15 protein-coding genes, 2 tRNA genes, 3 pseudogenes and 1 other annotated feature are annotated in these 26,515 nt (G+C 47.3%); of the genes and pseudogenes, 9 read left to right on the top strand and 11 right to left on the bottom strand.

The window, feature by feature from the left end:
• Window positions 1–78 precede the first annotated feature (78 nt).
• A complete protein-coding gene (shiA, locus tag QUE34_RS12190) occupies window positions 79–1,395 on the bottom strand; it encodes a shikimate transporter (protein ID WP_105268646.1) in 1,317 nt (438 codons plus the stop codon).
• A gap of 305 nt (window positions 1,396–1,700) precedes the next feature.
• On the opposite strand from shiA, the gene QUE34_RS12185 reads away from it, so the two are divergent.
• The gene (locus QUE34_RS12185; RefSeq protein ID WP_105268647.1) at window positions 1,701–2,753 is read left to right on the top strand and encodes a glycosyltransferase family 9 protein; all 1,053 of its coding nucleotides are present in this window, start codon (window positions 1,701–1,703) and stop codon (window positions 2,751–2,753) included.
• A gap of 260 nt (window positions 2,754–3,013) precedes the next feature.
• On the opposite strand, the gene QUE34_RS12180 is transcribed toward QUE34_RS12185, so the two are convergent.
• Both QUE34_RS12180 and QUE34_RS12175 read right to left on the bottom strand, forming a co-directional pair.
• Window positions 3,014–10,393 carry an Ig-like domain-containing protein gene (locus QUE34_RS12180; RefSeq protein ID WP_286338966.1) on the bottom strand — a complete coding sequence of 2,460 codons (7,380 nt, stop codon included), beginning with the start codon at window positions 10,391–10,393 and terminating at the stop codon, window positions 3,014–3,016.
• A gap of 769 nt (window positions 10,394–11,162) precedes the next feature.
• Window positions 11,163–12,041, bottom strand: coding sequence for a LysR family transcriptional regulator (locus tag QUE34_RS12175; protein ID WP_000014150.1), 879 nt, complete (start codon window positions 12,039–12,041; stop codon window positions 11,163–11,165).
• A gap of 226 nt (window positions 12,042–12,267) precedes the next feature.
• On the opposite strand from QUE34_RS12175, the gene QUE34_RS12170 reads away from it, so the two are divergent.
• From QUE34_RS12170 to QUE34_RS12150, 5 genes and pseudogenes are all read left to right on the top strand, one after another.
• Window positions 12,268–12,867, top strand: coding sequence for a cysteine hydrolase family protein (locus tag QUE34_RS12170; protein WP_032303408.1), 600 nt, complete (start codon window positions 12,268–12,270; stop codon window positions 12,865–12,867).
• On the top strand, window positions 12,864–13,895 hold the full coding sequence (gene hypE, locus QUE34_RS12165; RefSeq protein WP_286338965.1) for a hydrogenase expression/formation protein HypE: 1,032 nt from the start codon (window positions 12,864–12,866) through the stop codon (window positions 13,893–13,895). The genes QUE34_RS12170 and hypE overlap by 4 nt, the downstream gene beginning before the upstream one ends.
• Window positions 13,837–16,217, top strand: a pseudogene (gene hypF / locus QUE34_RS12160) (carbamoyltransferase HypF). Before hypE ends, hypF begins: the two are co-directional and overlap by 59 nt.
• Before the next feature lie 25 nt (window positions 16,218–16,242).
• Window positions 16,243–17,456 (top strand): IS3 family transposase gene (locus QUE34_RS12155; RefSeq protein ID WP_394295875.1). Its coding sequence is split into 2 segments (ribosomal slippage): window positions 16,243–16,531 and window positions 16,531–17,456, totalling 1,215 coding nucleotides; the frame shifts between segments, so codons are not numbered across the junction.
• Window positions 16,524–16,640, top strand: a sequence feature (AL1L pseudoknot). It overlaps the preceding gene by 117 nt.
• 447 nt (window positions 17,457–17,903) lie before the next feature.
• Window positions 17,904–18,041 (top strand): annotated as a pseudogene (locus tag QUE34_RS12150) (phage integrase N-terminal domain-containing protein); the annotation flags it as partial.
• Here the strand turns inward: QUE34_RS12150 and QUE34_RS12145 are convergent.
• The 3 genes and pseudogenes from QUE34_RS12145 to mtfA form a co-directional block, all read right to left on the bottom strand.
• Window positions 18,033–18,206 (bottom strand): annotated as a pseudogene (locus tag QUE34_RS12145) (Arm DNA-binding domain-containing protein); the annotation flags it as partial. The pseudogenes QUE34_RS12150 and QUE34_RS12145 sit on opposite strands and share 9 nt — an antisense overlap.
• Before the next feature lie 161 nt (window positions 18,207–18,367).
• Window positions 18,368–18,443 (bottom strand) — tRNA-Asn (locus QUE34_RS12140).
• Window positions 18,444–18,543: 100 nt separating this feature from the next.
• Window positions 18,544–19,341 carry a DgsA anti-repressor MtfA gene (gene mtfA / locus QUE34_RS12135; RefSeq protein WP_032303406.1) on the bottom strand — a complete coding sequence of 266 codons (798 nt, stop codon included), beginning with the start codon at window positions 19,339–19,341 and terminating at the stop codon, window positions 18,544–18,546.
• Between the two features lie 93 nt (window positions 19,342–19,434).
• Between mtfA and QUE34_RS12130 the strand changes: the two genes are divergently transcribed.
• Window positions 19,435–19,524, top strand: a tRNA-Ser gene (locus QUE34_RS12130).
• Between the two features lie 669 nt (window positions 19,525–20,193).
• Here QUE34_RS12130 and zinT read toward each other — a convergent pair.
• From zinT to hiuH, 4 genes are all read right to left on the bottom strand, one after another.
• Window positions 20,194–20,844: a metal-binding protein ZinT gene (gene zinT / locus QUE34_RS12125; RefSeq protein WP_032303281.1), complete on the bottom strand. Its 651-nt coding sequence runs from the start codon at window positions 20,842–20,844 to the stop codon at window positions 20,194–20,196.
• A gap of 255 nt (window positions 20,845–21,099) precedes the next feature.
• Window positions 21,100–21,735 (bottom strand): protein-methionine-sulfoxide reductase heme-binding subunit MsrQ, encoded by a 636-nt coding sequence (gene msrQ, locus QUE34_RS12120; protein WP_032303280.1) that lies wholly within the window; start codon window positions 21,733–21,735, stop codon window positions 21,100–21,102.
• The gene (gene msrP, locus QUE34_RS12115) at window positions 21,736–22,740 is read right to left on the bottom strand and encodes a protein-methionine-sulfoxide reductase catalytic subunit MsrP (protein ID WP_032303279.1); all 1,005 of its coding nucleotides are present in this window, start codon (window positions 22,738–22,740) and stop codon (window positions 21,736–21,738) included.
• Window positions 22,741–22,842: 102 nt separating this feature from the next.
• A complete protein-coding gene (hiuH, locus tag QUE34_RS12110; RefSeq protein WP_000920116.1) occupies window positions 22,843–23,256 on the bottom strand; it encodes a hydroxyisourate hydrolase in 414 nt (137 codons plus the stop codon).
• Window positions 23,257–23,388: 132 nt separating this feature from the next.
• On the opposite strand from hiuH, the gene hprR reads away from it, so the two are divergent.
• Window positions 23,389–24,060 carry a response regulator transcription factor HprR gene (gene hprR / locus QUE34_RS12105; protein WP_032303405.1) on the top strand — a complete coding sequence of 224 codons (672 nt, stop codon included), beginning with the start codon at window positions 23,389–23,391 and terminating at the stop codon, window positions 24,058–24,060.
• Window positions 24,060–25,418, top strand: coding sequence for a two-component system sensor histidine kinase HprS (gene hprS, locus QUE34_RS12100; protein WP_032303278.1), 1,359 nt, complete (start codon window positions 24,060–24,062; stop codon window positions 25,416–25,418). The genes hprR and hprS overlap by 1 nt, the downstream gene beginning before the upstream one ends.
• A 107-nt stretch (window positions 25,419–25,525) precedes the next feature.
• Here the strand turns inward: hprS and hchA are convergent, their stop codons facing one another.
• On the bottom strand, window positions 25,526–26,377 hold the full coding sequence (gene hchA / locus QUE34_RS12095) for a glyoxalase III HchA (RefSeq protein WP_000218041.1): 852 nt from the start codon (window positions 26,375–26,377) through the stop codon (window positions 25,526–25,528).
• Window positions 26,378–26,515 lie beyond the last annotated feature (138 nt).

The raw sequence follows: 26,515 nt of genomic DNA, 5'->3' as shown, positions 1-26,515 counted from the left end.
TACCGCACTTCCGATAGTATGTCACAGGAATGTGAAACAAAAGTGTAAGGCGAAGATCGGATGATCTTCGCCTGACTATCAAGCGTGTTGATTGTCTTTCATTAACAAAGCGGTGATTGCTGAAATGAGGCACCCAGCCAGCAAATAAATGGCGACGCTATGCCAGTTTCCGGCAAAATAAGTGATGAGTGCAGCAGCAATAAAAGGTGTAAATCCGCCGCCGACCACACTGGCAACCTGATATCCGACTCCAGCTCCACTATAGCGATAACTGGCACCAAACATTTCGGTAAACATCGGTTGTTGCACGCACACCACCATGTCATGCGCAATGTTTGCCAGCATTATGGAGAAGAAAACTATCCAGAAAATAGATTGTGCTTCAAGCGCTATAAAGAAAGGAAATGCGCTCAACGTTCCGATTAACGCGCCTGTGATATACACCCTGCGGCGACCAAAACGATCGGCAAGCCAGGCAAAACAGGGAATTGTCAGACAGCTTAGTCCACCTACCAGCAAACCGATATTAAGGAAAAGTTCGCGCGGTAACCCCATATTTTGGGTTGAATAGTTAAGCGCAAAGGCGGTAACGATGTACATCGTCAGCAACTCGCACAGTCGTAGCGCAATAATCTTCAGAAAAGCACCGGGATGTCGTAACAGTGCTTCGATAACCGGGATGCGTTTTTGCTCTGCCGCTTGATTATGTTGCTGTTGTTCAAATTCCGCGGACTCCTCCATGCCATTACGCACCCACAATGCTCCCAGCACCAGTACGATGCTAAACAGGAAAGGAATACGCCAGCCCCAGCTTAGAAACTGTTCGTCAGTCGTCATCATACTGATCAGTGAAACCAGTCCGGTTGAAAGCAGTAAACCTACACCGTAACCAACTTGTACACCGCTACTGTAAAAGGCTTTTTTATTCTTAGGTGCGCTTTCAACGGAAAGCAACGCCGCGCCTCCCCATTCGCCGCCGACGGCAAATCCCTGAATGGCACGCAGCGTCACCAGTAAAATGGGGGCCCACCAACCTATGGTCGAGAAGGAAGGAAGAATGCCAATCAAGGCTGTCGCGATGCCCATCATCCAGACGGTCAGCATTAACATGCGCTTACGTCCCAGTCGGTCGCCAAAGTGACCGAAAATGACACCGCCAAGTGGACGGAAAAGGAAGCCGACACCAAAGGTGGCAAATGCGGCGAGCGTTCCCATTGCCGGGCTGACTTGCGGGAAAAACTCGCGATTAAACACCAGTGCGGCGGTAATGCCATAGAGTAAAAAATCATACCAGTCGACGACGGCACCAGCGAAACTGCCTAACGCAGCTCGTCGGGCGCGACTTAACGAAAGCGTCCCTTCATCGGGACGAGTGGAGATGAGCGTGGAGTCCATAATGATCCTGTTTGTACTGTCTTTTTATAATTAGTATGGAAAAGGTAACTCACATTGCCGTCGATCTATAAACGAACCTTATGAGACTACCTCGACAGAGCGCATCTGCAAATGATTTTATGGCTGATTAACGGCAACATGAAAAATTCGATGGAAGATGAAATCGCAGGAGTTGCATAAGGATTGAGCAGAGCACCTACAGTTTTGAGATATGAAACATAAAAGTCCGCATATGCACAAAATTGCACCCTGATGATTCTGATAGACTGCATTGCATTATAACCAGTAGGGAGGCGAGGTTAGGTATGTTTTTAGCATCATTGTTGAGACGTATTGCATTTAGTTACTACGATTATAAAGCTAATAATTTCAATATTGGAAAAACAGACTTTGTTGTTATCCACATTCCCGATCAAATTGGCGATGCTATGGCCATCTTTCCAGTTATTCGGGCGCTTGAATTGCATAAAATTAAGCATCTTTTAATTGTTACTTCGACTATTAATTTAGAAGTCTTTAATGCGCTCAACCTTGAACAGACTAAATTAACATTAGTAACAATGACTATGCAGGATCACGCAACATTAAAAGAAATAAAAGATTTAGCGAAGAACATAACACAGCGATACGGTACGCCGGATCTTTGTATAGAGGCGATGCGTAAAAAGAACCTGAAAACGATGTTATTTATCAGTCAGTTGAAAGCAAAAACGAATTTTCAGGTTGTCGGTTTAACCATGAAGTGCTATTCCCCTTTGTGTAAGAACGCGTCCCGGATGGATCAGAATCTCAGGGCTCCCGTACCCATGACATGGGCGTTTATGATGCGTGAAGCGGGTTTTCCTGCAGTCAGGCCAATATATGAATTGCCATTAAGCGAGGATGTACTCGATGAGGTGCGCGAGGAAATGCGATCGTTAGGAGCTTACATTGCGCTCAATTTAGAAGGTAGTGCACAGGAACGTACATTTTCATTATCGATAGCAGAAAATCTAATAGCAAAAATTAAAAATGAAACAGATATGCCAATAGTGATCGTTCATGGACCCAAAGGGGAAGATAAAGCCAGGGCATTAGTGGATTGTTATAATAATGTCTACCGTTTATCCTTATCACCCTCGATTAAACTTTCAGCAGCAATCATAAAAGATGCTTATATCGCAATAACTCCTGACACCTCAATATTACATATGGCAAGTGCCTATAATACCTCCGTTGTTGCAATTTATGCTGATTACAAAACGCGATGGCCAGCAATGGCCGATGTTTCGGAGTCAGTCGTCGTTGGGCAAAAAATTGACAATATAAGTCTGGATGAATTCGCAAAGGCATTAAAAAGTGTTTTGGCGAGAATATGAAGCAGTACGTATGCAAAGTAATGCCGATCTGTTATGAACGGTGGTGTCATCAATACCCTGAGGCTGGTTAATCATCACAGAAGCCAGCCTTTGGATCAAAGCTGTACTCACCAGATACAACCATAGTCACACCGAACGCGAATCTGGCGGTATCGCATTTTTATTTATTCATTTTCTGTGAGAGAAGGGCAAGTTCTGTAGAGGGAATGTAAAAAAGAGTGCCCCGAATGGAGCACTCTTTAAGAAATTATAGCGGAAAATCAAATGTTTTTATAACATGTCGCATGAGCAAATCCAAGTTTTGCCATTACGCTTTGCTCACCTGTTGCCAGGGAAATTTCGTATTGTTCATTGGAGTTTGCGGGACTAGATGACCAATACATATCTGAATAAAAATCGGCTTCATTCATGTAATGCCCCATATCTCCCCATTCACTGTACAATGTCCCTATACCTCGGGAACGACCCTGGCTTAAAAGGCTTGCACGGGGAAGCATGTAGCCATTGCTACTGCAAAAATTTTCAGCAAGGCTGTATATCATGAAAGCATCGCCGGCGTTCACCCACCAACTCTTCACTCGGATTTCGTATATATAGCTAGGGCCGCCTGTTTTTGGCGTCGCCGTAATCCTTTCCCAATTGCTGCCGACATTTTTAAATGTCACTTTACCGGTAGCATCAACATCAACCCAGGAGGCAGAGCTTGAAAACTCATAATCAGCCGCCGTTTTTCCTGGGGCAAAGTTGTCATTATTCAACTGATAATACGCCCCAGTGAACCCCTGCGAAGGGAATGTAGTTGTCGGTAGGTTAGCACCATTGACTAACACTGTACCGCTCATTATTTTGTCTTCTGCGCGAGTGAATTGTATTGTGGTACTCAGACCCGCTTGATGAACACCATTCAATACAGGGATCAGCGTTGCAATACCCTCTCCACCGCCTGTAACGGTGGCTTTGTACTCGCCGGAGAAATTATTACTGTAGTCAATTGCGCTAACTTGCACATAGGGCACGTTGGTATCTGACTGCACAAATTCCATCCCTTCAGAAACATTGATCGGATTGCCTGATATATCGTGCAAAACAAGATGTAGCTCAGCACTATCGGTATAGTCCCCTTTTAGTGATGACCGATTGTTCTTAAGGACGGACTGCGAGGCGTCTGCCGGGCCTGCCACCAGCGTTATATTAGCTGTTTGCGTTGCACCTGTGCTCGTTCCTGCACTAACAGTTACGCTCCCAGTTCGCGCACTTTTCACGGTGGTTGTCGCAAATCCGTGTTGATCGGTCACCGCTGTTAATGACCCTAATGTGGCAGAGCCACTTTTTAATGCGAAGTTCACATTGACGCCTTCGACTTGGTTACCACTGCCGTCCTCAACAGTAGCCTTCAGCGTGCTGATATCGCTGTCGTTGGCAGTGATAGTTGACGGATCAGCGCTTAGGCTGACCACATGGGCTGTGCTTTGGTTGCCAGTAACTTTCACGATTGTCTGCGCCTGAATAATTACGCCACTAGTGATAGATGCTGTAACCGTATACGTACCGACTTTATTGCTGGTCAGAACGACTTGTGCCTCCCCGGAAGGATTGGTTTTCATTGTTCCGCTACTTAACGTTGCATCTTCTGGCGTTACGCTAAAGGTAACGAGTTCATTGTTCACTGGGGTCCCATTTGGATTGGTTAGCCTTACTGTCAGAGTTGAACCTAATGGGTCATTGATGCCGATAAGTGGACTTGATGCTGTGAGTGTCAGTTTTAAATCGATTACCACCAGGTCCTTCTCATAAGAGGAGCCATTCGCCAGGGATGCTTGCACAGTATACGAACCGTATCTTTTGGGCGTCATGGTGACTTCGGCTATACCCAGTGTATTCGTAGAGACCGTATCCTGACTAATGACCATGTTAAAAATTGACGGCTCTGCACTGAATGTCACAAGCTGTTCAGAAACTGGATTGCCAAACTGGTCGTCGACGTGCGCTTTAACCGCCAGGGGGGTTGCGACCATAACCTGACCTTCAGGCATTTCCAGACTGGTGATCGTCGCAGAATCAGCATCTGCTTTGACAGTCAACGTTTGCATGATGGTATCTGTAGGTGCATTTGCCAGATTAGCCACAACAATTTTCGTCCCTGCAATGGTGCTTGTTACAAGAATTTCTGCCTTACCCTGAGCATCTGTTTCAGCGGTGGTGTTACTCAGCGTGGCGGATAAGCCGCGGAAATTGACCTTGATGCCTTCTAATGGATTGTCATAAGCGTCAGTGACACTTGCCGTCAGGGTCGCACCCTCGGTTGTGCTGGCGATTAATGAGCTTGATGATGCGGTAAAATCAGCCAGTTTAGCGGTACTTGCATCGGCAAGCAAAGTCACCGGCCTCGTATCACTGACACCATAACTGTCCACGCTGACCGTCACGGGATAGGTGCCGGATTTTGTACCGCTCAGTGTAACTTCAGCCTTGCCGTTGATGTCAGTAATGGCGGAACCGCCTTGTCCGAGAGTAAAGCTTGCACTCACATCTGCCGGTAGCGTGAATGTCACCGCCTCATTGGCTAACGGGTTGCCGTTTCCATCAGTCACTGTTGCCTGAAGTATGGTCATTCCAATGTTATTGGCGATAAAGTTGTTTTCGGTAACATTAAGATTAACCTGCGCAGTGAGCGTATCCGCAATAAAGTTCACCACCAACTGCTCACTCTTACCGCCAGCCATCGATGCTGTAACAGTATGAGCACCTGCTTTTGTACCTTTCAGCGTGACTTTCGCTTTGCCTTCAGTATCAGTAATCGCTTTACCGCCATCGCTCAGCGTGAAGTTCGCCCTCACATCTTCCGGCAGAGTAAATGTTACCTCAGTGTTGGCTATCGCATTGCCCTCTGTATCAGCGACTGTTGCTGTTAGTGTCGTGAGATCGTTATTGTCGGCAATCACCGGATCCTTCGAGGCTCCCAGCGTGATTTCAGCATTCGCCACGTTCGGCACATAGGTCACTGTTTGTTGCATCGAATCGCCATTGTCGAGCGTTGCCGTCACTTGATAAACCCTGGCTTTTGTAGCGGTAAAGCTTGCGTAAAAATGGCCGTAGGAGTTGGTAGTATATATAGCGTTATTACTGGGGGTCACACCTTCACTTGGCGAAACGCTGATGGTCACCTTATGTTGGGGTACACAGTTTCCGTAATTATCGTTTACCACAACATACAGATCGGTCGTGTTGCCTGCGGAGACTGTATCAGTAAGTGCTTGTAACAAGGTGATATGTGCCGTAGACGCATCAGCGTTGACATTAATTGATGTGCTAAGCGTGGAGCTACCATTTTCCAGACTGGCCTCAACGGTATCCGGCCTCCCTCCTGATTCTGTCGAGGAACGGGTATTGGTATAAGTGACGGTTGCCTTACCCTGTTCGTTCGTTACGGCTTGGCCGCCATTCGTCATTTCAGCAGAGTTTGTACTGCTGGTGAAACTCACAGTTACACCTTTCACCGGAAAGCTATTATTATCAACGACTGTCGCGGTGATGACGCTGCCGGTGCTATTCTGCGGGGTACCGGCGATTATGCTGTCTGGGACAGACGTCAACCCAATAATTTTTGCCGCAGCTGTGTCGCCAATAAACTGCACAGTTTTGTGGTCGCTGGCACCATTATTAGCAAGTGATACAGTGACCGTCTGCTCACCAAAGGCAACGCCTGCGAGAGTGGTCTGCGCGATGCCAGACTCATTGGTATTACTCACTCCCGGGGTCAGGGTGAGTCCTGAAGAGGCTGAGCTGAATGTTACCGGAAGATTGTTCACCTCATTGTCGAACTGATCTTTAACCGTTGCAGTTAGCGTTGCGTTATCGACGCCATTACCCGTGATCTCATCTTTTGACAACTGCAGGGCAACCTGAGCCGAGGCTTTGTCTGCCACAAATGTTACCGGCTGCGAATCACTGGCATTGTTATTAATCAGCGTCGCGGTAACTGTATGCGTGCCCGCTTTTTTACCTTTGAGGGTGACATGCGCTTCCCCATTGGCCTGGGTGACAGTAATACCGTTATTTTCAAGGGTAAAGTTTGCCGCGACGTCTTGTGGCATGGTGAAATTCACCGCTATCCCCGCCACCGGATGATTCGACGGATCTTTCACTGTAGCTGTCAGCTGCACACTGTCGCTGTTATTCGTCACCACCTGGTGAGCAGGGATGTTCAGCGTGAGCCGTGCGTTGCTGGCATCGGGCGCAATATTGACTGTCTTCGTATCGTTGTTGCCGTTAGGCAGTGTGGCTTCGGCTGTATGAACACCCAAAACCGTGCCCTTAAGGGTAACTTCAGCAATACCGTTCTCATTAGTATTACGCGCGTTCAGGCTCAGTTGTGTGTCTGCGGGGGAGGTGCGGAAGGCTACTGACAGATTTTTAACCACGTTATCAAAAGGATCTTTCACTGTTGCTGTCAGCGTCGTCTCATCCACGCCATTCCCAATGATTTCCGCTTTCGATGTTTGCAGAACGACAACCGCTCTGTCTTTATCCGCCACAAACGCCATTGGCTGAGCATCGCTGACATTGCTGTTAGCCAGACGAGCCGTGATCATATGCGTGCCCGCTAACGTGCCGGTCAGGGAGGCGATTGCAATCCCGTTGCTATCCGTCATGCCTTTTCCGCTGTTGCTAATCGAGAACCGACTTGCGACGTCGTTCGGCACAGAGAAAGTGATTTCTTTATCTTTTAGTGGGTTGCCATTTTTATCCTGCAAGGTTGCCGTCAGCTGTTGAGGCGCTGTGTCGGTGACGGTGATATCACCTGAAGGCACACTGAGGGTCAGGGCAGCAGTACTTTGATCACCGATAAAATTCACCTGTTGACTAGCCTGGGAACCAGAGCTCACAGAGGCCGTAACCGTATAATCACCATTTTTCAAACTGGTCAACGCGGCTGTGGCGATCCCGTCGTGGCTATTCACTTCGGTTTGGCTCAGTTTCGCCTCTGCTGAATTAACATTGAAGGTGACCTTGACGTCATTGAGCAGGTTGCCTTTTGCATCCCGGACTGTCGCGGTCATGGTGGCGCTGTCATTGCCGTCAGCGACCACTTCATTTTTCGACTTCTGTAGATCAACCTGCGCGGTACTCGAGTCACCGACAAAACTGACGATTAACGTTTGTTTCACGCCATTTTCAAGGGTGACTTCAACCGTGTTGTCTTCCTGCTTACTACTTTTCAGATCAAAAGTCGCCAGACCATTAACATCCGTTTTTGCGGTGTTTTGATTGTTGAAGGAAGTTGCCGATCCGTTTAATACCGCAAACGTGACGGTATGATCATTGATTGGGTTGCTTCCTTCATCAGCGACATTGACCGAGACGGTATTTGCTGCATTCTCATTGGCGAGCACACCATTATTGCTGGCAGATAATGTCGCAATTTTCGCTGACTGCGGGTTGGCGTCGATGATAAATCCAGCGGTATGCAAATCTTCATTCCAGTTTTGCATTAACAGCTTCGCAGTAAGTCCACTGCCTTTGGTATAGGCGGTATAGGTTGCCTTATAGACGCCATCTGCGGTTTCTTTCCAGTCTGTAGTGACTCCTGGTTTCACGTTGTCGATGCTGACTGCAGTATTCAGTTGCTGTTTTTGCTCCTTAACAGGTTTGTCATTTTCATCTCTCAGTTCTACCGTCACCTCGATAGGATTGCCGGAGAGATAACGGTCCTTATCAATCTTAATTGACGAGTGAGTTCGGGATGACGAAACAGAAATGATATTCACCACGGCGGGGGCTTTAGCCGCATCCACACCGTTCAGCTGTGGCATCAGCGTCAGCGTGCCAGACATCGCTCCTGTGGTCAGGACTTGGGTATAGCTTCCGTCACCATTATCTTTCCAGTCAGAAAGGGTAATGTCCTGAACACCTTCATGACGCGTCGAGAGCACCAGCCCGATAACAGGATTACCAGCTGCATCATGAGCAATAAAAGTCAGTGTGGCGGTTGAATGGGAATCCGCACTCAATGTTTGGGTACTTAACGATACCGAGGAATCTTTCTGGCTTAGCGCAGGTGCCTGAACGACCACCATGCTTTGTTCACGATTCGACAAATTGCCTTTGACGTCTTCAGCGGTAACTTCAATCGGCCAGGTGTTATCGGTTTCTGGCGTACTGGTGAACCGGTAACCAGGCAGGGTAACCAGAATATCTTTACCCGTTGTGACCACTTTACCACCGGCAGCTTCCAGAGCGGTGGCTTCGACGTTATAGCCTTTCAGGGCATATTTGGTTTGTAGCGACGAAACCAGTGATTTCACTTCTCCTGACTTCCCTGTCACGGGGTCTGTCAGGGTCAGGCGAACCAGTTCTTTTTTGCGATATTCCAGAACGATGTTGTTGTTGCGATCCACCAGATCATAACGGCTGCCTGCAAGGCTACGCCGTGCAGCGACTTCGTTCGGGTCAAGCTGTTTCTGCATTGCGCTGCCAGGTTGCCAGGTAAAATCGACGGCAAAACGGGTGTCATTTTCGCCCTGTTTACCCTGGCGTTGCTCCGCGCTGAAGGTCATCAGCGGGAAGGGGGTATAGTTAAGTCCAGCGGTTATGGCATGAGGATTACTTTGCCGATCGTCTTTATCGAACAGGGCCACTTCATCGCCATAATACTGTTCATAGACCAGTTTACCGCCAAGGTGCGGCCAGGCGGGTAACCAGCCTTCTGCGCGTACATCCCAGCCATTGGCCGGGCGTGCTTCATAATCGTTGTCCAGTTCAGGTGCGCTGCGCCAGTTGGTCAGTCGCAAATAGCCGTTACTGCTTAATTTAAGATAGTCGCGCCAGTACTCCGCGCCAATGCCGGCGCGGGAGTGGTAACGGCTAAGATCGTGGTCGAAAAAGAAGTTGATGCCCGACATCCATGTGGGAGTGAAATGACGCCAACCCAAGCCGTTGTTAATCTGTGTACGCTCGTCAGTACGGTGGAGAGTATGCTGGCTGAAAAAGAGATTATCAGGCGTTTCATACCATGGATGGAGAAAATCGAACTGGGAATTCTTCAGGCTAAAATCTTCATCCACGCCCAGCGTGATTCTTGCGGTGCCGAAGCGGCTTAACCAGTCTGTCATTGCGCCAGATGCCTGAGAAGAGGCCCATCCACGCGCCATATTGGCCGCTTGCTCGCTGTTCATATCTTCGGCGAGCAGAGACCCGATTTGCTGTGAAGTACTGGCTATCTGTTGCTCAAGGTTGTCACTGCTATTACGCGGCGACGGGGTTAAATTTTTTTCACTAACTTGTGCCGGGACATCCAGTTCATCACCCTGGCGGACATTATCAAAACCTCGAGCAAACGTACGAAACTGGTTGAGTTTGCGTAACTCAGCCAACGAAATACCGAAACGTTCGGCAACGCTTTGGGCCGATTCGAGCGCTCCAAGGGTGTAGGGCACCGTATTGGTATTTGCAATGGCGATTTGTGCAGGAACTGGTTGTTGGGTTGCGGCGTTTACCACACCTTGTGCTGCCGCAGTCATAGGGAACACAAGTTGAGTTACCAGGCAGATACCCGCAGTTAAGCGGCGTAGTTTAATACCCATCCCGCATAAGATTTGCCGATCATTTATTTCTTCTCCACTTCTCTTTTTCGTAGCCATGCTTACCTTCCCTGAACGAGCTAACATAAATGCGCCCTTTCTAGCACAGCGAAAAAATATAAATCCTGATAGCAATATGATTGAAAATTAATAACTTTTCGTTAAGCAGTTTTGGGTGTGAGTTGCAAGAGGGGAGACTACTGAATAACTCAGTTTAATAATTGAGGGGGCAATGGTGACGAATATAGGGACGGAGTAGAGAAGATAGTGCTGAACTCTTTGCCAGCAGAAGGTTATGTGGCACAAAAATAACCGTAACTTCTCACTCTCGACAGGAAAGCTGTAGACGGCGTCCATAACAAAACGCCCCCAACCATAAGGTCGAGGGCGCTTAAGATGACAAACCCGCTCTTCGTTAAAGAATCAATGCTTAATGTAGATGAGTTGCATTGCACGATAAAAGCGAAATTTTTAGAATTTGGCTCCTCTGACTGGGATCGCCGTAGCCATTAACAGGCTGATTGGTAAAGCTAAAAAAAAATTGAGTTTGTCAAGACCACCAGAATGACCACCATTTTAAAGTAACATTTGAAGTTTACTCAGTAGCACCTTTAGCTTCACTTACAATCAATTAACCTGTGAAGATAGCTGTACCTACAATCGCAATAACTTATTACAGATCCGACGACAAACATCACCTGTTATCCACTCTGGCACTACCGTGCATGATAATCAATAAGTCGGGTGCTGGCTTGCAAGGCAATTGCGTTGTAATGTACCAAATCCCAGTTCGCCTTCACTCTAAAATGCCCCGACGTTTCGAACGCGTTTACGGTAAATAATGCGTGACAATCTGCAGGAACTCATCCCGCATCTGGTTGTCGATTTTCGGATTCCATGCCACACCAATGTTCCATATGATCTGCTTTCCCCACAGAGTAATCAGCTTGACTCCTACAGGTAAAAAATTCTCGACGCTGGCGGGTAGCAGCGCGAGACCATTCCCTCCGGCTATCAATGCTAGCAGGGAATGAATATCATTCGTCGCAGAGATTGGCTCAATGATGAGTTCATTATCCCGCAGGAACGCAGTCGTTTGCTCCGCCAGACAAGGGCTGACCGCTGGATCCATGCATAAAATCGGATAGATTGCCAGCGTACGCTGGAGATCGGTGGGATCAATATCGACGGCTACCGGGACAGCCAACACCAGATTTTCTTTATTTATTAAGCGAGAGGCCAATAATTCTGTTACCGGCATACGAACAAAACCAGCATGCAGTTCACCTTCCATCAACATTCTGGCTTGTACGCTGGATGCGATTTGGCTGATAACAACGTCGCAGTCGGGAAATTTCTGGCGAAAAGTATTAATCCAAACTGGTGTGCTTTTAAACGAAGATATACCAAATCCGAGCACCAGTTTACCCGTACTCCCCTTTTGGATTTCTCTGGCGTAGGTTAAAAAATCGTGGTGGGATTTCAGCAACTCATAAGCTTTAGCAAACAACTGCCTGCCAACCATCGTCAACACTGCCCCGTGGCGACCACGCAGGAAAAGCTGCCCTCCGGTCTTCTGTTCGAGCATCTTGATCTGCTTTGAAAGCGCAGGTTGTGTCAGAAATAAAGCTTCTGCAGCTTTATTGTAGTTTCCCTTTTCCGCCAGTGTCACAAATGCACGCAGTAGCCTTATATCTATTCCTGACATTTATTGAATCCTGAAAAATTGGAATTATACAAATACCCGCAACAGATGACATGATGCGTAAAATGATTTACGCCGAGATCCCCTTGGTTTGTCAAACTCAGAAACGCCATACATGCTGCTCTTGGTTCTATTTAGCACTCACTAGTGCACAGGTTATTTATAAAAATTGACATCATAAATCATTCAAAAACATTCATTATATAAATACAATAAGGGTTAAATGTTTATGCCAAATATTGCCGTTCTCACTAATGACCTGCAGTATGAGTTTACCTACAAAATAACACGCTCTCCAGAAATTCTGGCGCAAAAACTTGTCCAGTTTAATCAGTTTCTCGATGGCATTCGCGCTCTGGATCAATCCATTATCCACCTGCAACTTATCAACGATCCTAATGACCCGGCGGTACAAAAGCGCTATCGCAACCGCGAAGCGGGCATTCCTGCACTAGCTTGTCGCCCGGAAAACCAGATTATCGATAAAGTATATCGCTCCACAGACCAGGTTGTAGTTAAGGGCAGAGACAGCGGTTTTTTTAATAACGATCTCGACGAAATCCTCCAGCAACTCGGGGTAAAAACCGTAATCGTTACCGGGTTGCAAACTCATGTTTGCGTGCAGACTACTGCAGCAGATGCCTTCTTTCGCGGCTATAACGTCTGGGTACCGGACGACTGCGTGTTCGCGCCTTCGTCCGAAGATACAGAGCGTGCACTCGAGTGGCTTGCCAGCTATTGCGCAACTGTAGCACCTTCTGCGGAAATTTTATCAATATTGCAAAAACAGAACGATCTGCCTGAGCGCGGCGAAAGGGAAGCATCATGAGCTTAACCCAGACGCTAAATCATGAAGAGGTCGTTGTACTGGATCATGGCACCGGGGCGAAATTAAGCCGCGAGTTGGTTGAAAAAATTGCTAACATTCTCGGTGACACCTATCTGGGCGTGATGGAAGACAGCGCGGTGCTGGGGTTATCCACCAGGCGAATTGCCTTCACCACCGACTCCTTTGTTGCCACGCCGCTGATTTTCGGCAACGGTGATATTGGCAAAATCGCCGTCTGCGGCACCGTTAACGATCTCGCTGTCAGTGGGGCTCGTCCCCTTTACATCACACTCAGTCTTATCATTGAGGAAGGTATGCCGATGGCTGATCTGGTCAGAATCATCGAGTCCGTACGTGAAACGGCTCGTGAGGCAGAGGTCAAGATTGTCGCCGGTGATACCAAGGTCGTAGGCAAAGGTGAAGCAGATCGGCTGTTTATCAATACTGCTGGCATCGGCGTGTTTGAACATCCGCCAGTCTCAGTTAAGAACGTGCGTCCGGGGCAGAAAATAATCCTGAGCGGATATATCGGCAATCACTCGATTCACCTGCTGTCGATGCGGGAAGGATTGGGGTTCGAGCGAAATATTCTTAGTGATTGCGCACCGCTGAACCACATTATTGACAAACTCATCAGCAACATCCCTGAAGGCAAAATAGCGTCAATGCGAGACGTTACGCGCGGTGGGCTGTCCGCTGTTTTACACGAACATGTGCGCGCAACAAATTATCAGATTCATTTCGACCAGCCATCTTTGCCCATACAGCCGGAAACCGCCATGGCAGCTAATATGCTGGGTGTTGACGTCATTAATCTCGCTAATGAAGGTTGTTTATGCCTGTTTGTTGAACCTGAGTATGCTCAGAAGGTACTACATTTGCTGCAGGAGCATCCTGTCGGCAAGCACGCGACAATTATCGGCGAGATCACCGCTGTCTCGGGTACTGAAGTCTATATGATTGAAGCTGATGGAACACACACAGAAGTCGAGGAATTATATGGCGCAGAATTACCCAGACTCTGTTGAGCTTCACGAGACGCCGGAAACCCGGCGTTACCGCATCTGTGGGGTCGTTCAGGGCGTTGGATTTCGTCCCTTTGTTCACCGACTGGCCCGCACCTATGGTGCCACCGGCTGGGTGTTAAACGATTCAGAAGGCGTGTTGCTTGAGCTGCAGGCATCCGGCACGGTTATTGCCAGAATCATGGACAAACTGGTGACCGAGGCACCACCACTGGCAAAAATCATCAGTACGCAGGAAGTTAGCCCAACGGATACCAGAGCGCACTATGAAACGTTCAGCATCCGTAAAAGCCGCGATCATACCGGCATGGACACGATTATCCCGCCAGATACCAACGTCTGCAGCGATTGCCTGCGCGAGATAAGCGATCCTGATAATCATCGTTATCGTTACGCTTTCACCAATTGCACCAATTGTGGGCCGCGCTATTCCATTATTCTTGGTATGCCTTACGATCGTGCCCAGAGCACTATGCGTAAATTCCCTTTATGTCCAACCTGTGAGCGTGAATACAACGATATTGAGGATCGACGCTATCATGCCCAGCCCAATGCCTGCCCAGTTTGCGGCCCACAGTTGCAACTTACCGATCGACAGGGCACATCCGTTCACACAGATGATATTGTCAAATTTGCCATTACGAAACTAAAAGAAGGCGGAATTCTTGCAATAAAGAGCCTTGGTGGCTTTCATCTCGTGGCCGATGCTTGCAATGAGAATGCTGTCAATGAACTTCGGCAACGCAAGCGAAGAGACGCCAAACCTTTTGCAGTGATGGTCGCGGATGTGGAAAGCGCGTCGCGTATTGCTTTCATCCCCCCCTGTAATCACAAATTGCTGGAAAGCCCGCAGCGTCCCATTGTCTTGTTGTATAAGCGCAACGTCCTGCTGGCGAGTACCGTTGCGCCACATAATCCGAACATCGGTGTAATGCTGCCTTCAACGCCGCTTCAGCATTTATTGCTGGAAGACCCGTCTCTGCCGATCCTGATTATGACCAGCGGTAATATTTCCGGTCATCCGATCGTCTTTGACAACGACATGGCAATTAAGCAACTCGGGAAAATCGCGGATTACTTCATTCTGAATAATCGCGATATTCATACGCGTGTTGACGATTCGGTGGTCCGCACGGTGTTTCGCAACGACGCCATTACCTCGCAGCTATCGTTTTTGCGCCGCTCCCGCGGTTACGCGCCATACCCTATTCATCTACCTTACGCAGTGGATTCCATTATCGCGCTCGGGGCGGAGCTAAAAAACACGATCAGCATCGGCAAAGGAAAACAGGTTTTTCTGAGCCAGCATATTGGCGATCTTAAGAATAACGTGACTTTTAAATCACATATCGAATGTATTGATCATCTTCAAAACCTGCTGAACGTGAAGGCAAATGTCGTGGCCTGCGATTTGCATCCCTCTTTCCGCTCTACCCGGCATGCGCTGGAGAATTTAGAGCATCAGGTCGTTCAGGTTCAACACCATCACGCGCATATGGCATCCTGCATGGCGGAAAATGGCCTGTCAGGTACTACTCTAGGCGTAATTTTTGACGGTACAGGATATGGCACCGACGGCACCATTTGGGGCGGTGAGTTTCTCGTTGGTGATTTCGAAAAATTCGAGCGTGCAGGATGCTTGCGTTCAATGACCCTGCCCGGAGGCGATCGGGCAGTTAAAGAGCCGCTGCGCGTCGGCATCTCCTTACTGGTGGAAACCTTCGGCGAAGATATCAGTACGCTCGCAGTACCAGGCTTGCAGGCGCTCCAGCCTCAGCAGCGCGATATATTCAGTAAAATGGCGACCAGAAAAATCAACACCACCACGACTAGCAGCATGGGCAGACTATTTGACGGCATCGCCGCGCTGATGGGCGTTTGCACTCAGGTGGAGTACGAAGCCCAGGCGGCCATTGAACTGGAAGCGCTGCTGCAGTGTAAACTTCATATGACGGCTCCGTTCAGCTACATCATTGCCGATGTCGAGAATAAGCTCGAGGTGGATTATCGCCCGATGATAAGGGAACTGGTGCAATGCTTCAGCCAGCCCGGTTTTGATATGGCCGAACTAAGTCGGCGCTTTCACTCTACCATCGTCGACATGATTTGCGAGGTCTGTAAACGTCTGGTGGCACGCTCAGGCACGCAACAAATTGTCCTGAGCGGCGGCGTGTTCTGCAATGAATTCATCCTCTTAACAGTCTGGAGTCTTGTGGATTCCGGCCTTACAGCCATCAGTTAGTTCCGACTAACGATGGTGGTATTTCATTGGGGCAAGTGGTTATTGCTACCGCATTGAACCGCCCCGGGAATCCTGGAGACTAAACTCCCTGAGAAAGAGGTAAACAGGATGACTAAAAATACACGTTTTTCCCCCGAGGTCCGTCAACGGGCAGTCCGTATGGTTCTGGAAAGTCAGGGCGAATATGACTCACAATGGGCGGCAATTTGTTCCATTGCCCCAAAGATTGGCTGTACACCAGAGACTCTGCGTGTGTGGGTTCGTCAGCATGAGCGGGATACCGGGGGCGGTGATGGTGGACTCACCACCGCTGAACGTCAGCGTCTGAAAGAGCTGGAACGTGAAAATCGTGAACTGCGCCGCAGTAACGATATCCTTCGCCAGGCTTCCGCTTATTTTGCGAAGGCGGAGTTCGACCGCCTCTGGAAAAAATAATGCCACTGCTGGATAAGCTGCGTGAGCAGTACGGGGTCGGACCGGTATGCAGTGAGCTGCATATTGCCCCGTCAACGTATTACCACTGTCAGCAACAGCGACATCATCCTGATAAACGCAGTGCCCGTGCTCAGCGCGATGACTGGCTGAAGAGAGAGATACAGCGCGTATACGATGAAAATCATCAGGTGTACGGTGTGCGTAAAGTCTGGCGCCAGTTGTTACGCGAAGGTATCAGGGTGGCCAGATGTACAGTGGCGCGCCTCATGGCGGTTATGGGACTTGCCGGTGTTCTCCGGGGTAAAAAGGTCCGTACTACCGTCAGCCGGAAAGCCGTTTCCGCAGGCGACCGCGTAAACCGTCAGTTCGTGGCAGAACGTCCTGACCAGCTGTGGGTGGCTGATTTTACTTACGTCAGCACATGGCAGGGCTTCGTCTATGTGGCGTTCATCATTGATGTGTTTGCCGGATGTATCGTGGGGTGGCGAGTCTCATCGTCTATGGAAACGACATTCGTGCTGGATGCACTGGAGCAGGCGTTGTGGGCCCGTCGGCCGTCCGGCACAGTCCATCACAGTGATAAAGGTTCTCAGTATGTATCACTGGCCTATACGGAGCGACTAAAAGAAGCAAAACTGCTGGCATCAACAGGGAGTACAGGTGACTCGTATGACAACGCGATGGCGGAGAGCATCAATGGTCTTTACAAAGCGGAGGTAATACACCGTAAGAGCTGGAAAAACCGTGCAGAAGTGGAACTGGCCACACTCACGTGGGTGGACTGGTATAACAATCGACGATTGCTGGGAAGGCTGGGTCATATCCCTCCGGCAGAAGCAGAAAAAGCTTATTATGCTTCCATCAGAAACGATGATCTGGCAGCCTGAGTTCACAGATAAAACACTCTCCAGGAAAACCGGGGCGGTTCACTCCTGCGTATTGTCATCACAGGCCGTACAGACAGTGCGCGGTCTGTTGGCGGATCTGCCTGGTATTTTGCCGATGAACTGAGGGCGTCCTGCGGGATACGTATCGCCAAGGGCGTGAAACTAATTGATGAGGTGGCGGCATGATGCCGGCGGACTAGCATATCTGCCTTTCGCCGCCTGACATGTCCTTTGGGGCCGCTGTCAGTTCAGAGTAAAGGAGAAAAAGATCGATACCGAGGGGGCACGACGCCCCGGAGACACCCCTGTTTCGTCAGACAGTCTGTACCGCGTACAGCCTGAAACTCCCTAAACCTCAACAAACTGCCACTTCGACGTGAAGGTATCGTTCTGGCGCAGCCAAAAAGCACATGCCGGAGACTGTTTTTTTGGTTGTAGAGGGTAGTCATGAGCAAATTAAGTAGTGAAATGAAGGCCCTGACGAAGAAAGCAGGCGGCAGCTTCAAAACGGTAAATGACCGTATCCATATTACAAAACGGTTCAGTGAGCATTTACGCGAACTGAACATCCAGATCCAGCGGGTATGCACCAAGACTGACTCTGGATTCTTTTCCGTTGAAACGATATTTGAGATACCAGATGCGTGAACCGCCCGGATTGACGAGCAGATACAGGCCATGAGAGTCGGAGAGTTTTACCGGACGGGAAGAAGATTTTAACTTGCGGATTTTAGAATCGTTTAAAGACATTTGGGGGGCACACCAGAATCGAACCAAACTGACTCCAGATCTGACCACCAAATCATCGCGATGCGGAGAGAAAACCAGATACGCACTGGGAACGATTTTCACGCTAACTTATTGAATCGTAAACAAATAGAGACGTACAGATAAGCATGAAAACTTGAATTTGGCTCCTCTGACTGGACTCGAACCAGTGACATACGGATTAACAGTCCGCCGTTCTACCGACTGAACTACAGAGGAATCGTGAGAACGAGGCGCATATTACTTAGCGGTACCTTGTCTGTCAACACTAAATTTCATAAGTCATTTCAATTGGTTAATTAATCTGCAAAGTTGTTAATTAATGAACATTCGTCGCCGAAAACGAGTCTGTATCATTAGCGTGATGCAGTCTCTGCAAAGGATCTTGTTGATAAAATTGGCAGAAACGTTGCCACAATGAAGGGAAACGAGGAGCAAGAAGTTCTGGGGCGCTAAAGAAATATTCAGAAAGTACAGCAAAACACTCAGCAGGATCACTGGCAGCATAAGCATCGATGCTCGCCGCATTCTCACCGACTAATTCGATCTCTTCCTGAATGTTGTTCATTGCGGCATGAAGATCGTGTTCCCAGCCAGCAACCTCACGCAACGGAATAAAGGGAACTCCGCTGGCGCGATCGCCGTTACGGGTGTCCAGCTTATGAGCGACTTCATGAATAATCAGGTTAAAACCAGAAGCATCAAACGAATCTTGTATATCCAACCAGTTCAAAACGATTGGCCCTTGCTGCCAGCTCTGACCTGACTGAACAATACGTTGGTTATGCACCAGACCGATATCGTCTTCCCATTCGTCATCGACCACAAATGGCGCAGGATAAATTAAGACTTCATGAAAACCATCCAGCCATTCCAGTCCTAACTCCAGAACGGGCAGGCAAAATAGAAGTGCTATCCGGCAGCTTCTTAATGAATCCAGTTCAAAGCCCTGTAAAGGAACAAGCCGCTTTTGCTGTAAAAAACGTTCGGCAAGAGTGACTAATTTGCTTTGTTCCTGTTCCGTCAGACACGTTAAAAGGGGGATCGATAATGCTTCCTGCCAGGGAAGGGCAGTTTGATGTGCTGATTCTTGTACTTTCCAGGGCCACTTAATCATCGTTTTGCTCGCAAACTCGTCACTTGAACAAAATTGCACGGACAGGGACTGTTAAAATGCCAAATTTCCTGGCATCATGGCAACCATCTGAACGGAGAGATGCCGGAGCGGCTGAACGGACCGGTCTCGAAAACCGGAGTAGGGGCAACTCTACCGGGGGTTCAAATCCCCCTCTCTCCGCCACTTTATCAATGACTTATCTCCTAACTTCCCGCCTTGCTTTTTCTTAACAGAACAACCGTAGAATATTCTTGAAGGTTTAGATCGTCACTGTTTTCTGTTCGATACTGTGACATTCAGCACTTGATTAGCTATTGATCTGACATGAGGGTTTCGAGCGTAAATCTGCAGTTATTCAGTCGTTTTCTTTTCGGTCACCATTATTCTTTTAGACATTGATCCTACGAAGCTGCCGCAAAGTTGGTGGTGGGAACTGAAGTTGCGTAGAGAAGGGGGCAATAATTGAGCCAAAAAAGGAACGCGGCCGTCAGATTAAAGCCGCGGGACAAAGTCCATAATTTCCAAGAGTTGTTGAATTTCCCAGCTTTTTTGAAAGCCTTTGTATCATACTAACAAGTAAAAAAGGTTTAAATACCAAAATTAACCTATATTTCTGGTTAGCTTTACCATGACAGATGACTTGCTCCTGGAGACATTGGCGCTACCAGTCTGTATTGGTGAGTTGTGTATTTATTGTTCGCCGTTTCCTCAGTTTTTTTCTACAGACATAATAAAAAAGACACGTCTCAAGCATAAGCGTGTCTGAGTTTGTCTTATTTATTTGTCTTGGTAAATTATTGTCGTTACTACCAGGCACTGTTCTGTTAAATAACTGAAGTCAGCGCAAAAAAATCAATGAGACATCATCTCCTCGACCACTTCTTCGCTACTCAACTGATAGGGATAATACGTTGGCCAGTTTTCCATTTCATTCAATAAAGATTGCTGTGAATCATTACCCATAAAAATGTGAAAATGAGATGATTTTCGTGGTGCAATTATATGATCGCTAAATTGTATATATTTAGGGGCTTTGCTTTCAGGATCTTTACATTCGAATAAGTAACGAACGCCTTTCTTGCCTGATTTATAGGTGAGTATTTTGTAGCCATCGTAATCATATTTACAGGATGTAGTTTCGTTATTTCTATGGAATTCAATAATGCCGTCCTCAATACCAATCATTTCGATATCTGTCGCGTAGCCTTTCTGATAATAATCTTTAACTTCTGCGAATGTTTTGGTTTTATCTGCATTCGCTTTCTTTCGAAAGACGGGGTCAAGCTTGCCATTTTGCAGTAAGGGATAAACGGATTGCCAGACTCCATCCCAGTCACTGAGCGTTCGGTTTTGTACATTGGCATCATCAAAAACACCGTTAGCCGCTTTTTGTTCGACCTCTGTTAGGGGGTTACCGTGTGAGTGATGACCATGCGAAAAGGCAGGACCGCTAACAATAAATACACCTAAAGCAATAGCCATTTTATGAAGACGAATCGCCAAAACAGTTTCCTCCAGAGTTATTTTATATGATATGTAATGTTATATTGTAACACATAACAAAATGCAACAACTCTTGGGAGACGAGTGCATAGTGTACCCAGGTGTACTCTCTATCTTATTGAAATAAAATAAATTACTTCGATGATTTGAGGTTGATGACAAACGAAACATAACTTGATGCGATCTGTGTGGGCCGGATAAGGCGCTCACGCCGCATCCGGCAGGGATAACGCATACTTTATCGGCAATATGAAGTTATAGAGATAATTTGTTGTGAACCTGCTTGCGTAGCCGGTTGAAAAGGGAAAGCAACTTCTTATACCGTAAGACTAAAAGCAGTACTGCCAGCCCTGCGTAGATGAGTGGCTGCGGTGAAATAATCTTCACTGACCACAGATAATGTATTGGGGCCAGGATCGCGACAAGATAGACGAAGTTATGCAACTGTTGCCAGTGTTTACCGAGTTTTCGTTGCATCGCCTGGGTTGAAGTGGACGCTAAAGCAAGCAAAACTACCCAGCTAATAATACCTAACGTTAAATAAGGTCGGGTGATTAACTCCTTACCTAATAGCGCCAGATTATTCACGCCCAGCTCCAGTAATGCGTAACTGGTTAAATGCAGTGTCGCCCAGGCAAAGCACCATAAGCCTAACAGGCGGCGAGTGCGTATCAATAATGGCTGCTTTGCGTAACGTGCCAGAGGTGTAACTAACAAGGTCGCCAGCAAAAATTTCAGTGCAGTGCGTCCGGTAAAATGCTGAATATCTTTCACCGGATCGGCTCCCAGTCCACCGTGATTGATCGCCCAGGCAAGCCAGAGCAACGGCAACAATCCGGCAAGATGCAGGCAAACTTTCAGCCATGTCACCTGTTTTGCTGTCAGACGCATTTAGAAATTCTCCCGCAAATTCAGGCCACGATACAGCGATGCCACCTGGTCGGCGTAACCATTAAACAGTAGCGTTGGCTGGCGCTGTACATCGAGGATGCCGCCTGAACCAATAAATCGCTCAGTAGCCTGTGACCAGCGGGGGTGATCAACATGCGGATTAACGTTGGCGTAAAAACCGTATTCATCAGGCGCTGCCATATTCCAGGTGGTTGGCGGACGCTCGCGGGTCAGCTTAATACTGACGATCGATTTAATCCCTTTAAAGCCATATTTCCACGGCACAATCAGTCGCACCGGCGCGCCATTTTGTGGCGGTAACGCCTTGCCATAAACACCTACGGTCATCAGTGTGAGCGGATGCATTGCTTCGTCGAGACGTAATCCCTCGACATAAGGATATTTAAGCCCGCCGCCAATAAAGCGATCCTGCTGGCCTGGCATCTGTTCCGGCGCATAAATCGTTTCGAAAGCAACATACTTTGCATTGCTGGTGGGTTCTGCAAGCGCCAGCAATTTATGCAACGGAAAACCAATCCACGGCACCACCATCGACCACGCTTCCACGCAGCGCATACGATAAATACGCTCTTCCAGCGGAAAGCGACGAGTTAAATCATCGTGATCGAGTGTTAATGGTTTTGCCACTTCGCCACTGATTTTCAGTGTCCATGGATCGGTTTTCAGGCTACCAGCATTAGCGGCGGGATCGGCTTTATCTAGCCCGAATTCATAGAAGTTGTTATAGCCGGAAACTTTATCTTCTGGCGTCAGCGGTAGGTTATTTTGCCAGGCGGCAGGCTTGCTGAACTCCAGCGGTTTCCCTGCGGGGGCGGGCGGACGATCGTTCCCTTTAAACCAGCTAAGCAGATCAGCATGTGCGGCGTGAGGCAAAGAAAGTGCAGCTGCGCTGATGCCCAGTGCTTTTAACACCTGCCGACGCTGCATAAAGAATACCGACTCGGCAGTAATATCAGATTCTTTTAAAAATTGATTCTTTTTCATAAGCCATCACACTGTTTTGTCGTTAACCAGTAAGAGATTGTTAATCTGTCAGGGAGTCTCCTCCCTAACAGTAGCAGAGATCTGCTTTTACATATTTACGCATTAACTGCCACGATATGTTGAATACCCATATTGGCTAAGTAACAAAGGCACATGATAATGCTCGTTCACTTTATTAATTTGAAACTCAACAGGGATCTCAGGGAAGAAACTTTCAAGATTTTGTTTCTTAAAATATTCTCCAGTTTTAAATACAACACGGTAATCGCCCGTGGTTGCAGTTTGCTCGGGCCACAGTGCCTTGATTCGTCCATCCTTATCTGTTTTGGCGGTATTAAGTTGTAACCAGCCGTTATCCGCTTTCTTTTCCAGAGTGACTGTCACGTCGGCAGCGGGTTTTCCTGTTTGCTGGTTCAAAATGTGCACGCTAAGAATGTTTTGTTGTGCGGCATAAACCAAAGAAGGTAATGAAAATGCAGCCGTTGCAACCGAGAGTAGTAAATAACGCTTTAACATGTTTATATCCTTGTCATGTGAATGAGTTTTGAGGATAGCGAAAAAACGTCTGTGATAACCTTACAGAAGCATTACAATTTTGTAATGAACCAGGCTGTTTCTATAACATATGATTTATGGCATATTATTTTCATGAAGATTCTACTTATTGAAGATAATCAAAGGACCCAGGAATGGGTAACGCAGGGGCTTTCAGAAGCAGGTTATGTCATTGATGCGGTTTCTGATGGCAGAGATGGGCTTTATCTTGCGCTGAAGGATGATTATTCATTGATCATTCTGGATATTATGCTTCCGGGTATGGATGGCTGGCAGATCTTACAAACGTTACGAACGGCAAAGCAAACCCCCGTTATTTGCCTTACAGCAAGGGATTCTGTCGATGACAGAGTCAGAGGGCTGGACAGTGGGGCAAATGATTATCTGGTAAAACCTTTTTCATTTTCTGAGTTGCTGGCGAGGGTTCGGGCACAATTAAGGCAACATCATGCGCTGAATTCAACATTAGAAATCAGCGGATTAAGAATGGACTCTGTCAGCCAAAGTGTGAGCAGGGACAATATCAGTATTACACTGACGCGCAAGGAGTTTCAGTTACTTTGGCTACTGGCCTCCAGAGCTGGCGAAATTATACCCAGAACGGTTATTGCGAGTGAAATTTGGGGAATCAATTTCGATAGTGATACTAATACGGTGGATGTCGCTATTCGCAGGCTCCGCGCAAAAGTTGATGATCCTTTTCCTGAAAAGCTAATCGCTACAATCCGGGGAATGGGGTATTCATTTGTAGCGGTAAAAAAATAATGAAAAGATTATCTATAACCGTCCGTTTAACCTTGCTTTTTATATTGCTACTGTCTGTCGCTGGCGCTGGAATTGTCTGGACTCTCTATAATGGCCTGGCAAGTGAGTTGAAATGGCGCGATGATACAACACTCATTAACCGGACTGCACAGATCAAGCAGTTACTAATTGATGGGGTAAATCCAGATACTTTACCTGTCTATTTTAACCGGATGATGGATGTTAGTCAGGATATTTTGATCATTCATGGTCATGGCATCAATAAAATTGTTAACCGGACAAATGTCAGTGATGACATGTTAAATAACATACCTGCTTCTGAGACAATCAGTGCAGCTGGCATTTACAGAAGCATTATTAATGACACAGAGATAGATGCTTTACGAATTAACATTGATGAAATTTCGCCATCATTAACGGTTACTGTGGCTAAATTGGCTTCAGCCAGACATAACATGCTTGAACAGTATAAAATTAATAGCATTATAATTTGCATCGTCGCCATTATACTGTGCTCAGTATTAAGTCCGCTGTTAATCAGAACGGGATTACGAGAGATCAAAAAGTTGAGTGGGGTAACGGAAGCATTAAATTATAGCGACACCCGAGAGCCTGTTGAGGTTATCGCACTACCGAGTGAATTAAAACCTCTCGGTCAGGCGTTGAATAAAATGCACCATGCTTTAGTAAAAGATTTTGAGCGCCTTAGCCAATTTGCTGACGATCTCGCTCATGAACTTAGAACACCAATTAATGCATTACTGGGTCAGAATCAGGTGACGCTCAGTCAAACCCGAAGTATCGCTGAGTATCAAAAAACAATTGCCGGAAACATTGAAGAGCTGGAAAATATTTCGCGGTTAACAGAGAACATACTGTTTCTTGCCAGAGCAGATAAAAGCAATGTTTTGGTGAAACTGGATTCGCTCTCTCTTAACAAGGAAATTGGGAATTTGTTAGACTATCTTGAATACCTTTCAGAAGAGAAAGAGATTCGTTTTCAGGTCGAGTGCAATCAGCAAATCTTTGCGGATGAAATTTTACTTCAACGAATGTTATCGAATCTTATTGTTAACGCCATTCGATATTCACCAGAAAAATCGTGCATTCATATAACCAGTTTTCTTGATGTCAACGGCTCTCTTAATATTGATATCGCCAGCCCTGGATCGAAAATTAATGAGCCGGAAAAACTCTTCCGTAGATTTTGGCGGGGAGATAATTCGCGTCATTCTGCAGGTCAGGGGCTTGGCCTTTCTTTAGTCAAAGCAATTGCCGAATTGCATGGGGGAAGTGCTACATATCACTATTTAAATAAGCATAATGTGTTCCGTATTACGTTACCGCAAAGAAATTAACCTATGGCTTCAGTACGCCACAGGTTAACCGTGAAAAAACGCAGCCACGTCGTGAGTGCTCACGTGGCTGCGATTGATTATGCGCTTACATTACAATGTAACAGGGATTAACCCACGTAAGCTGCCAGCATTTCCTGTGCTGCCAGTTTACCCAACGCATTCGCTGCGAAAGGACTGTCGCCGGTGAGCAGTTTACGGTCTTTATGAACTCGCCCGGTGATGTCGTCATTAATAATGTTCATGCCCATTTTCTTCAGCTCTTCGCCGAAGTACCAGGTGAGATGACCCGGCATATAGCCAATATCTGGCGTTTGTTTGTCTGCGGCGTCTGGGAATGCGCAAATGGAATAACCGTTCAGTGGGTTATCGCTGTGGCGAAGCGCCAGAAATGCCGCCGGGCCGTGGCAAAGGGAGATAACAAAACGGTCATTTTTGATTGCCCACTGTAAAGCGGCAGCTACGTCCTGGCTTTCTGGTAAACCAATAAGTGCGCCATGACCACCAGGAACAAAGATTGCTGCATATTCGCTGTCAGCATTGAGGCTGGCGACAATATCCGCGAGTTTCTTTGGATTGCGGAACAACGATTTATGCTGCTCAAAGAACGGCATTACCTTTTCATCTTTGTGTGGCATAGCCCAGTATTCAAACTTGGTCATCAGGCCGGAAATGGTCGCCACTTCGAATTCGAAACCTGCAGCATGGAGATGATACAACGGCAGCAACGTTTCAATCGGATGGTTACCGGTTGAGAACAATTTGCCGTTGTCGGTCGGCAAATAACGTTCGTCCGCGGCGATCACCAGAATTTTGTGTTTACCGCGATACGGTTTTGGATAGTCCACGCCATCAAGATCAGAGACAGGACTGGTATATTGGCTAAGCGAATATTCTGAAGGGAAGAATGCATTATCTTCAGCAGTATCGACCTGCGGATCTTTACTTTTTTGAACAGTCATAGTGTATTCCTTGTTGTTGCTTAGTTAGGTTAGTCACTATATTTGCGACTGAGCTGGTCGCTATTTTTAACCAGGCTGGAAAATTGAGTCAATATATCGAAAGCGGTAGGCGACGGGCGTAAGTATGTAATGATGATG

It is taken from the genome of Escherichia sp. KS167_9B (genome assembly GCF_030295215.1).
GTDB lineage: Bacteria > Pseudomonadota > Gammaproteobacteria > Enterobacterales > Enterobacteriaceae > Escherichia > Escherichia coli_F.
The sequence above is the reverse complement of the archived record's forward strand: the minus strand, read 5'-3'. Positions and strand labels throughout refer to the sequence as shown.